Annotated in this window: 11 protein-coding genes; 4 read left to right on the top strand and 7 right to left on the bottom strand. The window is 70.9% G+C overall.

Annotated elements, in window-relative coordinates; translation table 11 throughout:
- Positions 1–61: 61 nt before the first annotated feature.
- The 3 genes from AB0C28_RS28185 to AB0C28_RS28175 all read right to left on the bottom strand — a co-directional run bounded on the left by AB0C28_RS28185 (position 62) and on the right by AB0C28_RS28175 (position 2,965).
- Complete coding sequence (locus AB0C28_RS28185) at positions 62–937, bottom strand: oxygenase MpaB family protein (protein ID WP_358078587.1); 876 nt, start codon at positions 935–937, stop codon at positions 62–64.
- 168 nt (positions 938–1,105) lie between these two features.
- A complete protein-coding gene (locus tag AB0C28_RS28180) occupies positions 1,106–2,407 on the bottom strand; it encodes a replication-associated recombination protein A (RefSeq protein WP_358078584.1) in 1,302 nt (433 codons plus the stop codon).
- A gap of 78 nt (positions 2,408–2,485) precedes the next feature.
- Positions 2,486–2,965, bottom strand: coding sequence for a DUF2231 domain-containing protein (locus AB0C28_RS28175; RefSeq protein ID WP_357851182.1), 480 nt, complete (start codon positions 2,963–2,965; stop codon positions 2,486–2,488).
- A 168-nt stretch (positions 2,966–3,133) separates the two neighbouring features.
- Here AB0C28_RS28175 and AB0C28_RS28170 point away from each other — a divergent pair, with 168 nt between their 5' ends.
- Entirely contained in the window at positions 3,134–4,054 is a 921-nt protein-coding gene (locus AB0C28_RS28170; protein ID WP_357851179.1) for a peptidylprolyl isomerase, read from the top strand.
- A gap of 137 nt (positions 4,055–4,191) precedes the next feature.
- On the opposite strand, the gene aspS is transcribed toward AB0C28_RS28170, so the two are convergent.
- From aspS to AB0C28_RS28155, 3 genes are read right to left on the bottom strand one after another with little or no spacing between them, the layout of a single operon-like run.
- Entirely contained in the window at positions 4,192–5,934 is a 1,743-nt protein-coding gene (gene aspS, locus AB0C28_RS28165; protein ID WP_358078582.1) for an aspartate--tRNA ligase, read from the bottom strand.
- A gap of 55 nt (positions 5,935–5,989) precedes the next feature.
- The gene (hisS, locus tag AB0C28_RS28160; protein WP_358078580.1) at positions 5,990–7,252 is read right to left on the bottom strand and encodes a histidine--tRNA ligase; all 1,263 of its coding nucleotides are present in this window, start codon (positions 7,250–7,252) and stop codon (positions 5,990–5,992) included.
- Positions 7,252–7,932, bottom strand: coding sequence for an MBL fold metallo-hydrolase (locus AB0C28_RS28155; RefSeq protein WP_346108032.1), 681 nt, complete (start codon positions 7,930–7,932; stop codon positions 7,252–7,254). The genes hisS and AB0C28_RS28155 overlap by 1 nt, the downstream gene beginning before the upstream one ends.
- A gap of 138 nt (positions 7,933–8,070) precedes the next feature.
- Between AB0C28_RS28155 and AB0C28_RS28150 the strand changes: the two genes are divergently transcribed.
- The 3 genes from AB0C28_RS28150 (at position 8,071) to AB0C28_RS28140 (ending at position 11,478) form a co-directional block, all read left to right on the top strand.
- Positions 8,071–8,940 carry a peptidylprolyl isomerase gene (locus tag AB0C28_RS28150; protein ID WP_358078577.1) on the top strand — a complete coding sequence of 290 codons (870 nt, stop codon included), beginning with the start codon at positions 8,071–8,073 and terminating at the stop codon, positions 8,938–8,940.
- A 62-nt stretch (positions 8,941–9,002) separates the two neighbouring features.
- Positions 9,003–10,232: a DUF349 domain-containing protein gene (locus tag AB0C28_RS28145; RefSeq protein ID WP_357851165.1), complete on the top strand. Its 1,230-nt coding sequence runs from the start codon at positions 9,003–9,005 to the stop codon at positions 10,230–10,232.
- A gap of 154 nt (positions 10,233–10,386) precedes the next feature.
- Complete coding sequence (locus AB0C28_RS28140; RefSeq protein WP_357851163.1) at positions 10,387–11,478, top strand: cupin domain-containing protein; 1,092 nt, start codon at positions 10,387–10,389, stop codon at positions 11,476–11,478.
- A 93-nt stretch (positions 11,479–11,571) separates the two neighbouring features.
- On the opposite strand, the gene AB0C28_RS28135 is transcribed toward AB0C28_RS28140, so the two are convergent.
- Positions 11,572–13,764, bottom strand: a complete 2,193-nt coding sequence (locus AB0C28_RS28135) for a bifunctional (p)ppGpp synthetase/guanosine-3',5'-bis(diphosphate) 3'-pyrophosphohydrolase (protein ID WP_357851420.1) — start codon at positions 13,762–13,764, stop codon at positions 11,572–11,574.
- Positions 13,765–13,862: the final 98 nt, after the last annotated feature.

Below are 13,862 nucleotides of genomic sequence, written 5' to 3'. Positions count from 1 at the left end.
GCCGGAACGGCAAGACCCTATCGCGTTCGGGTGACAACGTTAGTGCGGAAGCCCTCCGCGATCAGGCAGCCACGTCGGCCCCTGACGCTTCCGTGACCGCGCGCATGAGGCCGCGGGCGGCCCTGATCTCGGGCGCCACCAGGCGTTCCGGCAGCGCCAGCGCGGCTGCCCGCAAGGCTTTGAGCGCCGTGCCGGCGGCGTATCCGGCCGCGTGATCCGCCACCGGGCCGCCGTGGCAGCCGTACATCCGCCGGGCCCAGCCGGGCAGCGTGGCGAAGGCCAGCGCGCCGGCGGCGGGCAGCGAGCCGAGCGCGAGGGCCGGAGTCCGTAAGGCGAGCTTGAGCGACAGCGGCGGGCTGACGCTGCGGCGCACGGCCTGGCGAGCCTCCTCGGTGGCGGCCAGGAGCGGGCGTGTCTCTTCGATGCGGGCCTCCAGCTCGGCCGTGTCGCCGGGCGCGTCGGCGAGCCCGGCGAGCAGGGCGGTGTGCCGCTGCTCGGCCACGTACGCGTCCCGATCGGCCGCGGAGAGCCGCACGCCGGAGCGGCGGGCCAGCTCCAGGTGGGAGGAGACCTCGGCGCAGTGGGCCCAGGCCAGGTTCTCCTGCTCGTCCAGGCGGAACAGGGTGCCGGTGTCGGGGTCGAGGCCGACGAGACGGGCGTGCACCCGGCGTACCCGCTCGTAGGCGTGCTCGGCCTGCTCGCGGGTGCCGAACGTGCGTACGGCGAGGAGGTCGAGGTGGTGCCGCAGCCGGGCGTGGGCCACCTCGGGGTCGTCGAGGAGGCAGTTCTGGGCGAGACCGCGGATCGTGCGGGGGTGCAGGGCCTGGAGCTGGAAGGCGCGCAGGGCGGCGGGCCAGGCCGGGGTCTCGGTGTGGACGCGCCAGGTGATCGACTGGGGGCCGAAGAGGCCGCCGCCGGGGGTAACGGTCGCCTTCACACGATGGTGATGCCCCAAGATCGGCAAGTTAGTACGCCCGCACACGATTCGCCGGCGAACGTCTCTCCGCCGACCGGCTCCTCGCCGTGCCCTCACGAAAGCCGCGGTCGCCGTGCCTGTACGAACGCCGGCCTCGTCCGCCCGCTCAGCCCCTCCGGCGCCTTCCGCTCACGAGCCCCGGAGGAAGTCGCGGATCTTGGCCCAGCGTTCGGCGACCGGCGCCTCGGCCCCGTGCCGGGTCGGCTCGTAGTAGCGCCGATCCCGCACCTGCTCCGGCGCGTATTCCTGGCGGACGAGCCCGTGGTCGAAGTCGTGCGGGTAGCGGTAGCCCTCGCCGTGGCCGAGCTTGGCCGCCCCGGAGTAGTGGGCGTCGCGCAGATGGCCGGGCACCTGCCCGATCAGCCCCTTGCGCACGTCGCCGATGGCCGCCCCGATGGCCTTGACCACGGCGTTGGACTTGGGCGCGGTCGCGCAGTGGATGACCGCGTGGGCCAGGTTGATCTGCCCCTCGGGCAGCCCGATCAGCTGCACGGCCTGGGCGGCGGCGACGGCGGTCTGCAGGCAGGTGGGGTCGGCCAGGCCGACGTCCTCGGAGGCGAAGATGACGATGCGGCGGGCGATGAAGCGCGGGTCCTCGCCCGCCTCGATCATGCGGGCCAGGTAGTGGAGCGCGGCGTCGGCGTCGGATCCGCGCATGGACTTGATGAACGCGCTGATCACGTCGTAGTGCTGGTCGCCCTGCCGGTCGTAGCGTACGGCGGCCTTGTCGACGGCCTTCTCCACCACCTCGACGGTGATGTCGTCGGCCAGCAGCGCCGCTGCCTCCAGGTAGGTCAGCGACCTGCGCGCGTCGCCGCCGGCCAGGCGTACGAGATGCTCCAGGGCCTCGTCGGCGAGCGTGGCGCGCCCGCCGAGGCCGCGCGGGTCGGTCACGGCGCGCCTGAGCACGGCGCGCACGTCGTCCTCCGACAGCGACTCCAGCGTGAGCAGCAGCGAGCGGGACAGCAGCGGGGAGATGACCGAGAAGAACGGGTTTTCCGTGGTGGCGCCGATGAAGGTGACCCAGCGGTTTTCCACGGCGGGCAGCAGGGCGTCCTGCTGGGCCTTGTTGAAGCGGTGCACCTCGTCGACGAACAGCACGGTCTGGCGGCCGCTCATGCCCAGCTCGCGGCGGGCGTTGTCGATGGCGGCGCGCACGTCCTTGACGCCCGCCGAGACGGCGGAGACCTCGACGAAGCGGCGCTCGGTGACGTTGGAGACCACGTAGGCGAGCGTGGTCTTGCCGGTGCCGGGGGGACCCCACAGGAACAACGACATGGGCGCCTCGCTCTCGACCAGGCGCCGCAGCGGGGTGCCGGAACCGAGCAGGTGCCGCTGGCCGATCACCTCGTCGAGCGTGCGCGGGCGCATCCGCACCGCGAGGGGCTGCGGGGTGGCCTCCTCAGCCGCCGAGTCGAACAGGCTATCCACAACGCGAGATTACACGGTGAAACAGGCCCTCCGGGCCACACCGGACGGCTCTCGGGCTACGACCGGCCGGCTCCGGGGCTACGACCAGACGGCCCTGGCGCCGGAGTCGCCGGCCTGGAAGACGAACCAGCCGGCCACCGCGGCCAGCACCACGGTCAGCGCCGACAGGAGCAGCGTGACGGAGCGGCCGAAGCGGTCGCCGCCGACGGAGTCGCGGGCCGGGCGGGTGGCGTACACGAGCAGCAGCGCGGCGACGCCCAGGCCGAGCACCGACAGCAGCAGCGGGTTGGCGAAGCTCTGGTGGGCGGAGATGCGGGCGGCCATCTCGCCCTCCGCCGAGCCGAATCTGGCCGCCTTGAGGCTCTCGCCGCTGTGCCTGGCCGCGGCGACCGCCGCGGGCGCGGCCAGCGAGAGCAGCACCACCGCCCACGCCGTGGGAACGCGCCAGCGCGGTACGAGCGCGTACGCGACCGCGGCGACGGCGAGCAACGGGGTCAGAACAACGGCGAAGTGGATGATCAGCGGATGAGCCGGCAGGCCCAGGATCTCGTCGAACATGGGGGGCTCCTTAGTTCTCATTTCAACTACGAATGCCGACACCATATGGTTCGCGACCACAGCAGTCGCACATGCGGCTTTGGTCACTTACATCCGTCACATATCGGAGGCCGGTAGCATGCGCGGAGTTGTTTGGTCATCCGTTGGCAAAGACGAGAGGACATAGCGGTGAGCGGCGACGACCGCCAGAACGAAGAGGACCGCCAGAAAGAGCTGGCGCGGGAGCACAAGGAACGGCAGGCCCAGCGCGCTGCCGCGCAGACCGCCAAGGCAAGGCGGAACACCTTCATCGGCGCGGCGGTGGCCGTTGTCGTGGTCGCCGGCGGCATCTTCGCGGCGACCACCCTGGTCAACAAGGACGGCGCGACGGCCGCCGGGGCACAGACCTCGGCCTCGGCCTCGCCCTCCGCCCCGGCCTCTCCCTCCGCCGGGCCGACCCAGCTGCCGACCACCACGCCGCCGAAGAAGGCGAGCGACATCACGTGCACGTACAAGCGGGACACCTCGGTGCCGCACAAGTACGTGGGCATGCCGGGCAAGCGGCCGAACCTGAAGCTCACGACGATGACGGTCCGCACCAACCGCGGCGACATCGTGATCGAGGTGGACCCCAACATCTCGCCGTGCTCGGTCAACTCGATGGCGTTCCTGGCGAAGAAGCGCTTCTACGAGAACACCAAGTGCCACCGGCTGGCCAAGCCGGAGACGTCGGGCGTGTTCCTGCTGCAGTGCGGTGACCCGCAGGCCAAGGCGGACGGCAAGAACCCGACCGACGGCCAGGGCAACGCCGGGTACGTCTTCGGTGACGAGGCCGTGGGGGTCGTCCCCTACACCAGGGGCGTGGTCTTCCTGACGCAGCCGGCGGACGCCGCCGGGCAGAACAGCAGCCAGTTCGCCATCTCGCTGTCGGACGAGAACTCCCAGATCGAGCCGGCCTACTCGGTGCTCGGCATGGTGAAGTCCGGCCTGGAGCTCATCGACAAGATCGCCGAGGAAGGCGTGATCGTCAACCCCGACGACGTCACGGGCGACGGCGGCTCGACCGCGCCGAAGAACCCGCTGATCATCAAGCGCGTCATCCTCAAGTAGCGGACGCGCGAAAAGCGGCAGGCCCCCGGAAGGGGTGCCTGCCGCTTTTCGTTGTCAGGCGCGGGGTGCCCGGCGCTTGCTCAGAAGACTCAGAAGAGCGGCAGGCGCCGGCGCCTGCCGCTTCTGTGTCACCGGCGTCAGGCGGGCGCGTCGGCCTTGGGCTGGGCGTCCACCCCGGCCTCCTTGCGCTGGACCGCCGTGATCGGCGTGGGCGCGGAGGTCAGCGGGTCGAAGCCCGAGGCCGTCTTCGGGAACGCGATCACGTCGCGGATCGAGTCGCCGCCGGACAGCAGCATGCAGATCCGGTCCCAGCCGTAGGCGATGCCTCCGTGCGGGGGCGGGCCGTACTTGAACGCCTCCAGCAGGAAGCCGAACTTGCTCTCCGCCTCCTCCTTGGAGATGCCGAGCACGTCGAACACGCGCTGCTGCATCTCGGCCCGGTGGATACGGATGGAGCCGCCGCCGATCTCCATGCCGTTGCAGACCATGTCGTAGGCGTAGGCGAGGGCCTCGCCCGGGTGGTCCTGGAAGTTGTCGGCCCACTCCGGCTTCGGCCCGGTGAACGGGTGGTGCACGGCCGTCCAGCCGCCCTCGCCGTCCTCCTCGAACATGGGCGCGTCGACGACCCACAGGAACGACCACTGCGACTCGTCGATGAGGTGGCAGCGCCGCCCGATCTCCAGGCGGGCCGCGCCGAGCAGGTCGCGCGAGGCGGACCTGGCCCCGGCGGCGAAGAAGATCGCGTCGCCCGGCTTCGCGCCGACCTTCTCGGCCAGCCCGGACAGCTCCGCCTCCGACAGGTTCTTGGCGACCGGGCCGCCGAGCGTGCCGTCGTCCTGCACGAGCACGTAGGCCAGGCCCTTGGCGCCGCGCGAGCGGGCCCACTCCTGCCAGCCGTCGAGCTCCTTGCGGGTCTGCGAGGCGCCGCCAGGCATGACCACCGCGCCCACGTAGTCGGCCTGGAAGACGCGGAACGTGGTGCCGGCGAAGTAGTCGGTCATCTCGACCAGCTCCTGGCCGAAGCGCAGGTCGGGCTTGTCGGAGCCGTAGCGGGCCATGGCGTCGGCGTACGTCATGCGCGGCAGCGGCAGCGGCAGCTCGTAGCCGGCGATCTCCCGCCACAGCCGGCTGATCAGCTTCTCGCCGACCTCGATGACGTCTTCCTGGTCCACGAACGACATCTCGACGTCGATCTGGGTGAACTCCGGCTGACGGTCGGCCCGCAGGTCCTCGTCGCGGTAGCACTTGGCGAGCTGGTAGTAGCGCTCAAGACCGGCCACCTGGAGCAGCTGCTTGAACAGCTGCGGCGACTGCGGCAGCGCGTACCAGTTGCCGGGCTGCAACCGCACCGGCACCAGGAAGTCGCGCGCGCCCTCGGGCGTGGAGCGGGTCAGGGTGGGCGTCTCGACGTAGACGAAGCCGAGCTCGTGCATCACCTCGTTGGCCAGGTAGGTGGCCTTGGAACGGGTGCGCATGGCGTTGGCCACCTGCTGGCGGCGGATGTCGAGGTAGCGGTATTTGAGCCTGGCCTCCTCCGACACCCCGACGTTGCCCTCGATCGGGAACGGCAGCGGCGCGGACTCGCTCAGCACCTCGACCCGGTCGGCCACGACCTCGATGGCGCCGGTGGGCAGGTCGGGGTTCTCGTTGCCCTCGGGGCGCACCCTGACCTGGCCGACGACCTGCACGCAGTATTCGGCGCGCAGGTCGTGGGCGTGGTCCTCCTCGCGGAAGACCACCTGCGCCGAGCCCGAGGCGTCGCGCAGGTCGATGAAGACGACGCCGCCGTGGTCACGGCGGCGCGCCACCCATCCTGCGAGCGTCACCTGCTGCCCGGCGTGCTCCTCGCGGAGCGACCCGGCGGTATGCGTGCGGATCACTGCACTTTCCCTTCTTGCGGAGAGGAGAGGGGCGGCAGCGGCCCTGGCTCGCCGGTCACTGCACCTTCCCCTTCAAGACGTCGACGACCTTGGCCAGCGGCACCTCGGTCTGCTCGGCGGTGGCCAGGTCCTTCACTTGCACGGCCTCGGCCGCGAGGTCACGCTCGCCCAGGATCAGCGCGAACCCGGCGCCCGAGCGGCCGGCGCCCTTCATCGCGCCCTTGAGCCCCTTGCCGCCGAAGGCCATGTCGGCGCTGAGGCCCGCCTCGCGAAGCTCGTCCACGAGCAGGAACATGCGGCGGCGGGCGTCGTCACCCAGCGGGACACCGTACACCTGCACGCGCCTGTGCGTGGTGTCGTCGCCGAGCAGCCCCTCGGCCTCCATGGCCAGGAACGTGCGGTCGACGCCGAGCGCCCAGCCGACGCTGGGCAGCGCCGGCCCGTCGAGCATCTCGCTGAGGCCGTCGTAGCGGCCCCCGCCGCCCACCGCGGACTGCGAGCCCAGCCCGTCGTGGACGAACTCGAACGTGGTGCGCGTGTAGTAGTCGAGCCCGCGCACCAGCCGCGGATCGTCCACGAACGCGACGCCGGAGGCGGTCAGCAGGGCGCGGACCTCCTCGTGGTAGGCCCGGCAGTCGTCGCACAGGTGGTCGACGACCAGCGGCGCCCCTTCGAGCTGCGCCCGCACCTCCGGCCGGTTGTCGTCGAGCACCCGCAACGGGTTGATCTCGATCCGGGCGCGGGTCTCCTCGTCGAGGTCGAGTCCGCGCAGGAAGTCCTGCAGGGCGGCGCGGTAGGCGGGCCGGCAGTTCTTGTCGCCGAGCGAGTTGAGCAGGAGCGTGACGTTCTTCAGCCCGAGCGAGGCGAAGCCGCGCACGCCCAGCACGATCAGCTCGGCGTCGAGCGCCGGGTCCTCCGAGCCGAGCGCCTCGGCCCCGACCTGCCAGAAGTGCCGGTAGCGGCCGCGCTGGGCACGCTCGTAGCGGAACTGGCTGCCGGAATACCACAGCTTCACCGGGAGCTGGCCGGTGTGCAGGTTGTGCTGGAGCACGGCGCGCACGACCGAGGCGGTGCCCTCGGGACGCAGCGTCAGGGAGCGGCCCGCCTTGTCGGGGAAGGTGTACATCTCCTTGGAGACGATGTCCGTGGACTCGCCTACGCCCCTGGCGAACAGCTGGGTGTCCTCGAAGACGGGCGTCTCGATGTAGCCGTAGCCCGCCCGGCGCAGCGGCGCGGCCAGCGCCTCGCGTACGGCGAGCACCCGCTCGGAGCGGGGTGGCAGCCAGTCGAAGGTGCCCTTCGGTGCTTGGAAGCTCATTAGATCCCTCGTGTGGGACCGGCGTGCGGCGCTGCTTCCTTGAGGTAGGCGTTGGTCGCGCGCTCGCGGCCGATCGTGGTCTGTGGTCCGTGGCCCGGCAGGACGACCGTATCGTCAGGCAGCGGCAGACACTTGGCAGCCAGGCTGCGCAGAATCGTCGGATAGTCGCCGCCGGGAAGATCGGTGCGGCCGATGGAGCCGGCGAACAGCAGGTCGCCCGAGAACATGATCTCGTCATCGGGCAGCCGGAAGCTCACCGACCCCCTGGTATGGCCCGGGGTGTGGTCGACCACGAGCTCCAGCCCCGCGAGCGGCAGCACGGCGCCGTCGGACAGCTCGCGCACGTCATCGGGCTCGCTCAGCGTCAGCCCGCCGAACAGCGACGCGCTGGTCTCCGACCAGCCGGCGGCGGGATCGCTCAGCAGATGGCGGTCGTCGGGGTGGATCCACGCGGGCACGTCGCGCGCGCCGCACACGGGGGCCACGGACCAGACGTGGTCGAGATGACCGTGGGTGAGCAGGACCGCGACGGGCTTGAGCCGGTGCTCGCGCAGCAGCTCCTCGACGCCTTCCGTCGCGTCCTGGCCCGGGTCGACGATCACGCATTCCTCGCCGGCGGCGGGCGCGACGACGTAACAATTGGTCTGGAAGGCCCCTGCGGGGAAGCCTGCGATGAGCATCTGCCTCAGGTGATCTCGTCGAAAAGCCAATGGGAATGTAACCGAAGGGTACCGGTGCGGGTCGCCGGGCTGCGAATCATTACCCGTTGGCCGATACGATTCGCCCACCTCAGTTGATTGACTATGGGAGGCAAAGCGGTGGCCACGGGGAAGGACCGGCAGAAGCAGCTGGCGCGCGAGCACTACGAGCGGCAGATGCAACGCCGCATCGAGCGCGAGCAGAAGGCCAAGCGCACGGCGATCATCGGCTCCACCGTGGGCGTGGTGATCGTGGTCGGCGGCATCGTGGCCGCGGTCGCGCTGCTGGGCGGTGGCGACACGGGCACGGAGGCGGCCGCCTCGCCCTCGGCCACGCCCGCCGACACCGCCGCGGCGTCGGCGCCGACGGGGCCCAAGCCGTACGACGCGGCGACGGGCACGTGCGACTACGTCAAGGACGCGGGGGGCGGTCAGGTCAAGGACGTCGGCATGCCGCCGGCGAAGGTCAAGACCGAGCCCGCCACGAAGAAGATGACGTTCAAGACGAACCTGGGCGACATCGTGGTCGAGCTGAACAACGCCAAGGCTCCGTGCGCGACCAACTCGCTGGAGTTCCTGGCGAAGAAGAAGTACTACGACGGCAGCAAGTGCCACCGGCTCGGCAGCGAAAAGTTCCCCATGCTGCAGTGCGGCGACCCGAGCGCCAAGGCCGACGGCAAGAGCCAGGACGGCTCCGGCGGCCCCGGCTACGTCATGGCCGAGGAGAACCTGACCGGCGCCCAGTACAAGCGCGGGGTGATGGCCATGGCCAAGACCTCCGCGCCGGGCAGCACGGGCAGCCAGTTCTTCCTCGTTTACGGCGACATCGGGCTCACCCCGGATTACACGCCGGTGGGTACGATCACCAAGGGGCTCGACATCCTGGACAAGGTGAACAAAGCAGGCGTCATCGCCGACATGGGAGATGGGACCGGAGCACCGAAGCAAACCGTCGAAATCAAAGACGTGACAATCGCCGGCAAGAGCTGACGTAATACAAACTAGGGACGAAGTAGTCCCGAAGGGTCTGATGGATAGTGCGGGAGGACACGGTGAGCACCGACCCGTGGGGCCGGGTAGACGACGACGGCACCGTCTACGTGCGTACGGCTGAGGGAGAGCGGGCCGTCGGCTCCTGGCAGGCCGGTGAACCTGAAGAGGCACTGGCCTACTTCCATCGCAAGTACGACGAGCTGGCCGGCCAGGTGCAGCTCCTCGAGCAGCGCGTCAGGGGCACCGACCTGGCTCCGGCCCAGGCCGAGGCCAGCATCGCCAAGCTGCGCGAGGCCGTCGCCGACGCGCACGCCATCGGCGACCTGGCGGCGCTGACGGCCAGGCTCGACGGCCTGACGGAGCTGGTCGCCCAACGCCGCGAGGAGGTCAAGGCCGCTCGCGAGCAGGCGCGGGTGGAGGCCAGGGCGATCAAGGAGCGCATCGTCGCCGAGGCCGAGCGCATCGCGGAGGAGACCACCCACTGGAAGTCGGGTGGCGAGCGGCTGCGCGAGCTCGTCGAGGAGTGGAAGGCCGCCGACCGCATCGACCGGGTCACCGAGGCCGCGCTGTGGAAGCGGCTGTCGGCCGCGCGCACGGCGTTCGCCAAGCGGCGCAAGCAGTACTTCGCGGGGCTCGACGAGCAGCGCGAGGGCGTGCGGGCGGCCAAGGAGCGCATCGTCGCCGAGGCCGAGGCCATCTCCGGCTCGACCGACTGGGGCCAGACCGCCGCCGTCTACCGCGACCTGATGCAGCAGTGGAAGAACGCGGGGCGGGCCTCGCGCGAGGCCGAGGACGAGCTGTGGGCCCGCTTCAAGGGCGCCCAGGACCAGTTCTTCCAGGCCCGTTCCGCGGTCTTCGCCGAGCGTGACGCCTCGCTGGCGGCCAACGCCGAGGTCAAGGAGGTGCTGCTGGCCGAGGCGGAGAAGATCCTGCCGGTCACCGACGTACGCACCGCCAGGGCCGCGCTGCGGCACATCCTGGAGCGTTGGGAGGCGGCGGGGCCGGTGCCGCGCGAGCAGCGCGACCGGCTGGAGGGCGGGCTGCGCAAGGTCGACGAGGCCGTGCGCAAGGCCGAGGACGCGGAGTGGAAGCGCTCCAACCCCGAGGCCAGGGCCCGCGCCCAGAGCGCCGTCGACCAGCTGCGCACCTCGATCGAGCAGCTGGAGAAGCGGCTGGCCAAGGCGCAGGCGGCAGGACGCGCCAAGGACGTCAAGGAGGCCGAGGAGGCCCTGACCGCCCGCCGTTCGTGGCTGGCGGAGGCCGAGCGCACGCTCACCGAGTTCAGTTAGTCCGGCGCGGGGCGGCGCACTTCCCTGCCCTCGCCCTCGCCGGACCACTCGGGCCTTTCTCCGCTTTCCCGCTGTTCACAGGCCTTATAGGGCCTTCCGGGGGCCGTCGCCGAATCGGGCGGCGAGCGACGGCTCCTGATCTAGGCTGTGCGGCATGGACCCCGTCGCCGCCGCGCGCGCCCTCGTCGAAGAGATGTTCCCCGGCGCCCTGTACGCCTTCGTCGGCGGCAGCGTGCTCACCGAGCGCCGCACCAGCACCTCCGATCTCGACATCGTGGTGGTGCTCGACGGCCTCGACCGCCCCTACCGCGAGGCGTTGCGCTGGCACGGATGGCCGGTCGAGCTGTTCGCGCACAGCGAGACGAGCCTCGCCGCCTACATCGAGCGGGGCTTCGAGTCGCGTCAGCCCACTCTGGCGCGCATCTGCGCCGAGGGCGCCGTGCTCACCGACAGGACCGGCGGCCGGGCCAGCGACCTCCAGAGCGTGCTGGGCGAGCGCGTCTCGGCCGGTCCCGGCGGGCAGAAGCCCGGCCAGGCCGACCGCGCCCGCTACGTGCTGTCCGACCTGCTCGACGACCTGGCCGGGGCGAGCGATCCCGGCGAGCTGGCGTTCATCGGCTGGGAGGTCGTGCAGGCCACCGCCAGGGCGGCGCTGAGCGTGGGCGGCAGGTGGCAGGGCAGCGGCAAGTGGCTGCTGCGCGAGCTGCGCGCGCACGACCCGGTGCTGGCCGACGCGCTGCTGTCCGCTCACGACGATCCCGTACGGCTGACCGCCGTCGCCACGGATGTGCTCGAACGGGCCGGAGGACGTCTCTGGGAGGGTTACCGGTCCCAGGGTGACCCCTTCCACCAGAGCCTGCGTCACGTCGCCGCAGGAGAGCTCTCGGGAGAGACGGCGCAGAGCTCCGGCATGCGCCGGCTGGCCGCCGTGAGCGGCGCCACCACCGGGTCGTCGCGGCTGTGGATGGGGCAGACCCACGTCGCGCCCTCCACCCGCTCCTCCGACCACCATCACGGGGCGTCGGAGACGGCGATCTACGTGGTCAGCGGGCGGCCGGCGTTCGTGTTCCTGGAGGACGACGAGGAGGTGCGGATCGAGGCAGGGCCCGGCGACTACGTGTTCGTGCCGCCGTACGTGCCTCACCGCGAGGAGAACCCCGACCCCTCGCGGGAGGCGGTGGTGGTGATCTCCCGCAGCACCCAGGAGGCGATCGTGGTCAACCTCCCGGACCTGCGGCAACGCTGACCCTCGCCTCCGGCCGCGCTCTTGGCGGCTACTTGGCGCTGCCTGACGCGCTCTCAACGTCGCCTGACACGCTCTCAGCGCCGCCGCGCGGGGTCAGCCGCCGGCGCCGCTCACGCGGTAGACGTCGAAGACGCCCTGGATGCTGCGCACGGCCTTGAGCACGTGGCCCAGGTGCTTGGGGTCGCCCATCTCGAAGGTGAACTTGCTGATCGCCACCCGGTCGCGCGAGGTCGTCACCGAGGCGCTCAGGATGTTGACGTGCTGGTCGGACAGCGTACGGGTGACGTCGGAGAGCAGGCGCGGCCGGTCGAGCGCCTCCACCTGGATGGCCACCAGGAACACGCTGTCGTCGCTCGGCGACCAGCTCACCTCCACCAGCCGGTCGGGCTGGGTCTTGAGCTGCTCGATGTTGGTGCAGTCGGCCCGGTGGACGGACACGCCGTGGCCCCGGGTGACGAAGCCGACGATGTCGTCGCCGGGCACCGGGGTGCAGCACTTCGACAGGCGTACCCAGACGTCGGCGTCGCCCGCCACCACCACGCCCGCGCCGCCACCGCCACGGGGGCGGCCGCGCAGCCGGGTCGGCAGCGAGGTCTCGGCGATGTCCTCCTCGGCGCTGTCGACGCCGCCGATCGAGGAGACGAGCTTCTGCACGACGGTCTGCGCCGCGATGTGCCCCTCGCCCACGGCCGCATAAAGCGCGGACACGTCGGGGTAGCGCAGGTCGCGGGCCAGCGCCAGCAGCGCCTCGCCGGACATGAGCCGCTGCAACGGCAGGCCCTGCTTGCGCATGGCCCGGCCGATGGCCTCCTTGCCCGCCTCGATCGCGGTCTCGCGGCGCTCCTTGGAGAACCACTGCCGGATCTTGTTACGGGCCCGGCCCGACTTGACGAACTTCAGCCAGTCGCGCGACGGCCCGGCGTCCGGCGACTTCGAGGTGAAGATCTCAACCGTGTCGCCGTTGCCGAGCCGCGACTCCAGGGGCACCAGCCGCCCGTTGACCCGGGCGCCGATGCAGCGATGGCCCACCTCGGTGTGCACCGCGTACGCGAAGTCGACCGGCGTGGCCCCCTCGGGCAGGGCGATGACCGAGCCCTTCGGGGTGAACACGTAGACCTCGGAGACCGACAGGTCGAAGCGCAGCGACTCGAGGAACTCGCCCGGGTCGGAGGTCTCCTTCTGCCAGTCGAGGAGCTGGCGCAGCCAGGCCATGTCGCTGCCCGGCTTGACCTTGCCGGTGGGACCGGGGGCGCCGACCTCCTCCTTGTACTTCCAGTGCGCGGCCACGCCGTACTCGGCCCTGTGGTGCATCGCGTGGGTGCGGATCTGCAGCTCCACCGGCTTGCCCTCGGGACCGATCACCGTCGTGTGCAACGACTGGTACATGTTGAACTTGGGCATCGCGATGTAGTCCTTGAACCGGCCCGGCACCGGGTTCCACCTGGCGTGGATGGTGCCGAGCGCGGCGTAGCAGTCGCGTACGCTGTCGACGAGCACGCGGATGCCCACAAGGTCGTAGATGTCGTCGAACGCGACGTCTCTCGCGATCATCTTCTGGTAGACCGAGTAGTAGTGCTTCGGCCGGCCCTTGACCACGGCGCGGATCTTCGCCTCGCGCAGGTCGCCGGAGACCTTCTCGATGACCTCTTGCAGGAACAGGTCGCGGCGCGGCGCCCGCTCCGACACCATGCGCGCGATCTCGTCGTAGCGCTTGGGGTAGAGCATGGCGAACGCGAGGTCCTCCAGCTCCCACTTGATCGTGTTCATGCCCAGGCGGTGGGCCAGCGGGGCGAAGATCTCCAGCGTCTCGCGCGACTTCTGGTGCCGCTTGTGCTCCGGCAGGTAGCGCATGGTGCGCATGTTGTGCAGGCGGTCGGCCAGCTTGATGATCAGCACCCGGATGTCGCGCGACATCGCGACGACCATCTTGCGCACGGTCTCGGCCTGCGCCGCGTCGCCGAACTTCACCTTGTCGAGCTTGGTGACGCCGTCGACCAGGGACCCGATGGTGTCGCCGAAGTCGCCGCGCAGCTCGTCGAGGCTGTAGGCGGTGTCCTCCACCGTGTCGTGCAGCAGCGCCGCGCACAGCGTCTCGTCGTCGGTGCCGAGCTCGGCCAGGATCGTCGCCACGGCGAGCGGATGGGTGATGTAGGGGTCGCCGGACTTCCGCTTCTGGTCGCGGTGATGATAGGCGGCGACGTCGTAGGCGCGCTCGATCAGGCGCAGGTCGGCCTTGGGGTGGGTGGCGCGGACCGTACGGAACAGCGGCTCCAGCACCGGATTCATGGCCCCACCCCCGAACCGCCTGCGACGCACCGACGGAACGCCGGGCGAATCGGCGTTGCCTGAGTCGGTCACGTCGGGCGCGACCACATCACGGGGCA

Source organism: Nonomuraea sp. NPDC048892 (assembly GCF_040649735.1).
Lineage (GTDB): Bacteria > Actinomycetota > Actinomycetes > Streptosporangiales > Streptosporangiaceae > Nonomuraea > Nonomuraea maheshkhaliensis.
This window is presented reverse-complemented; position numbering and strand designations above follow the sequence as displayed.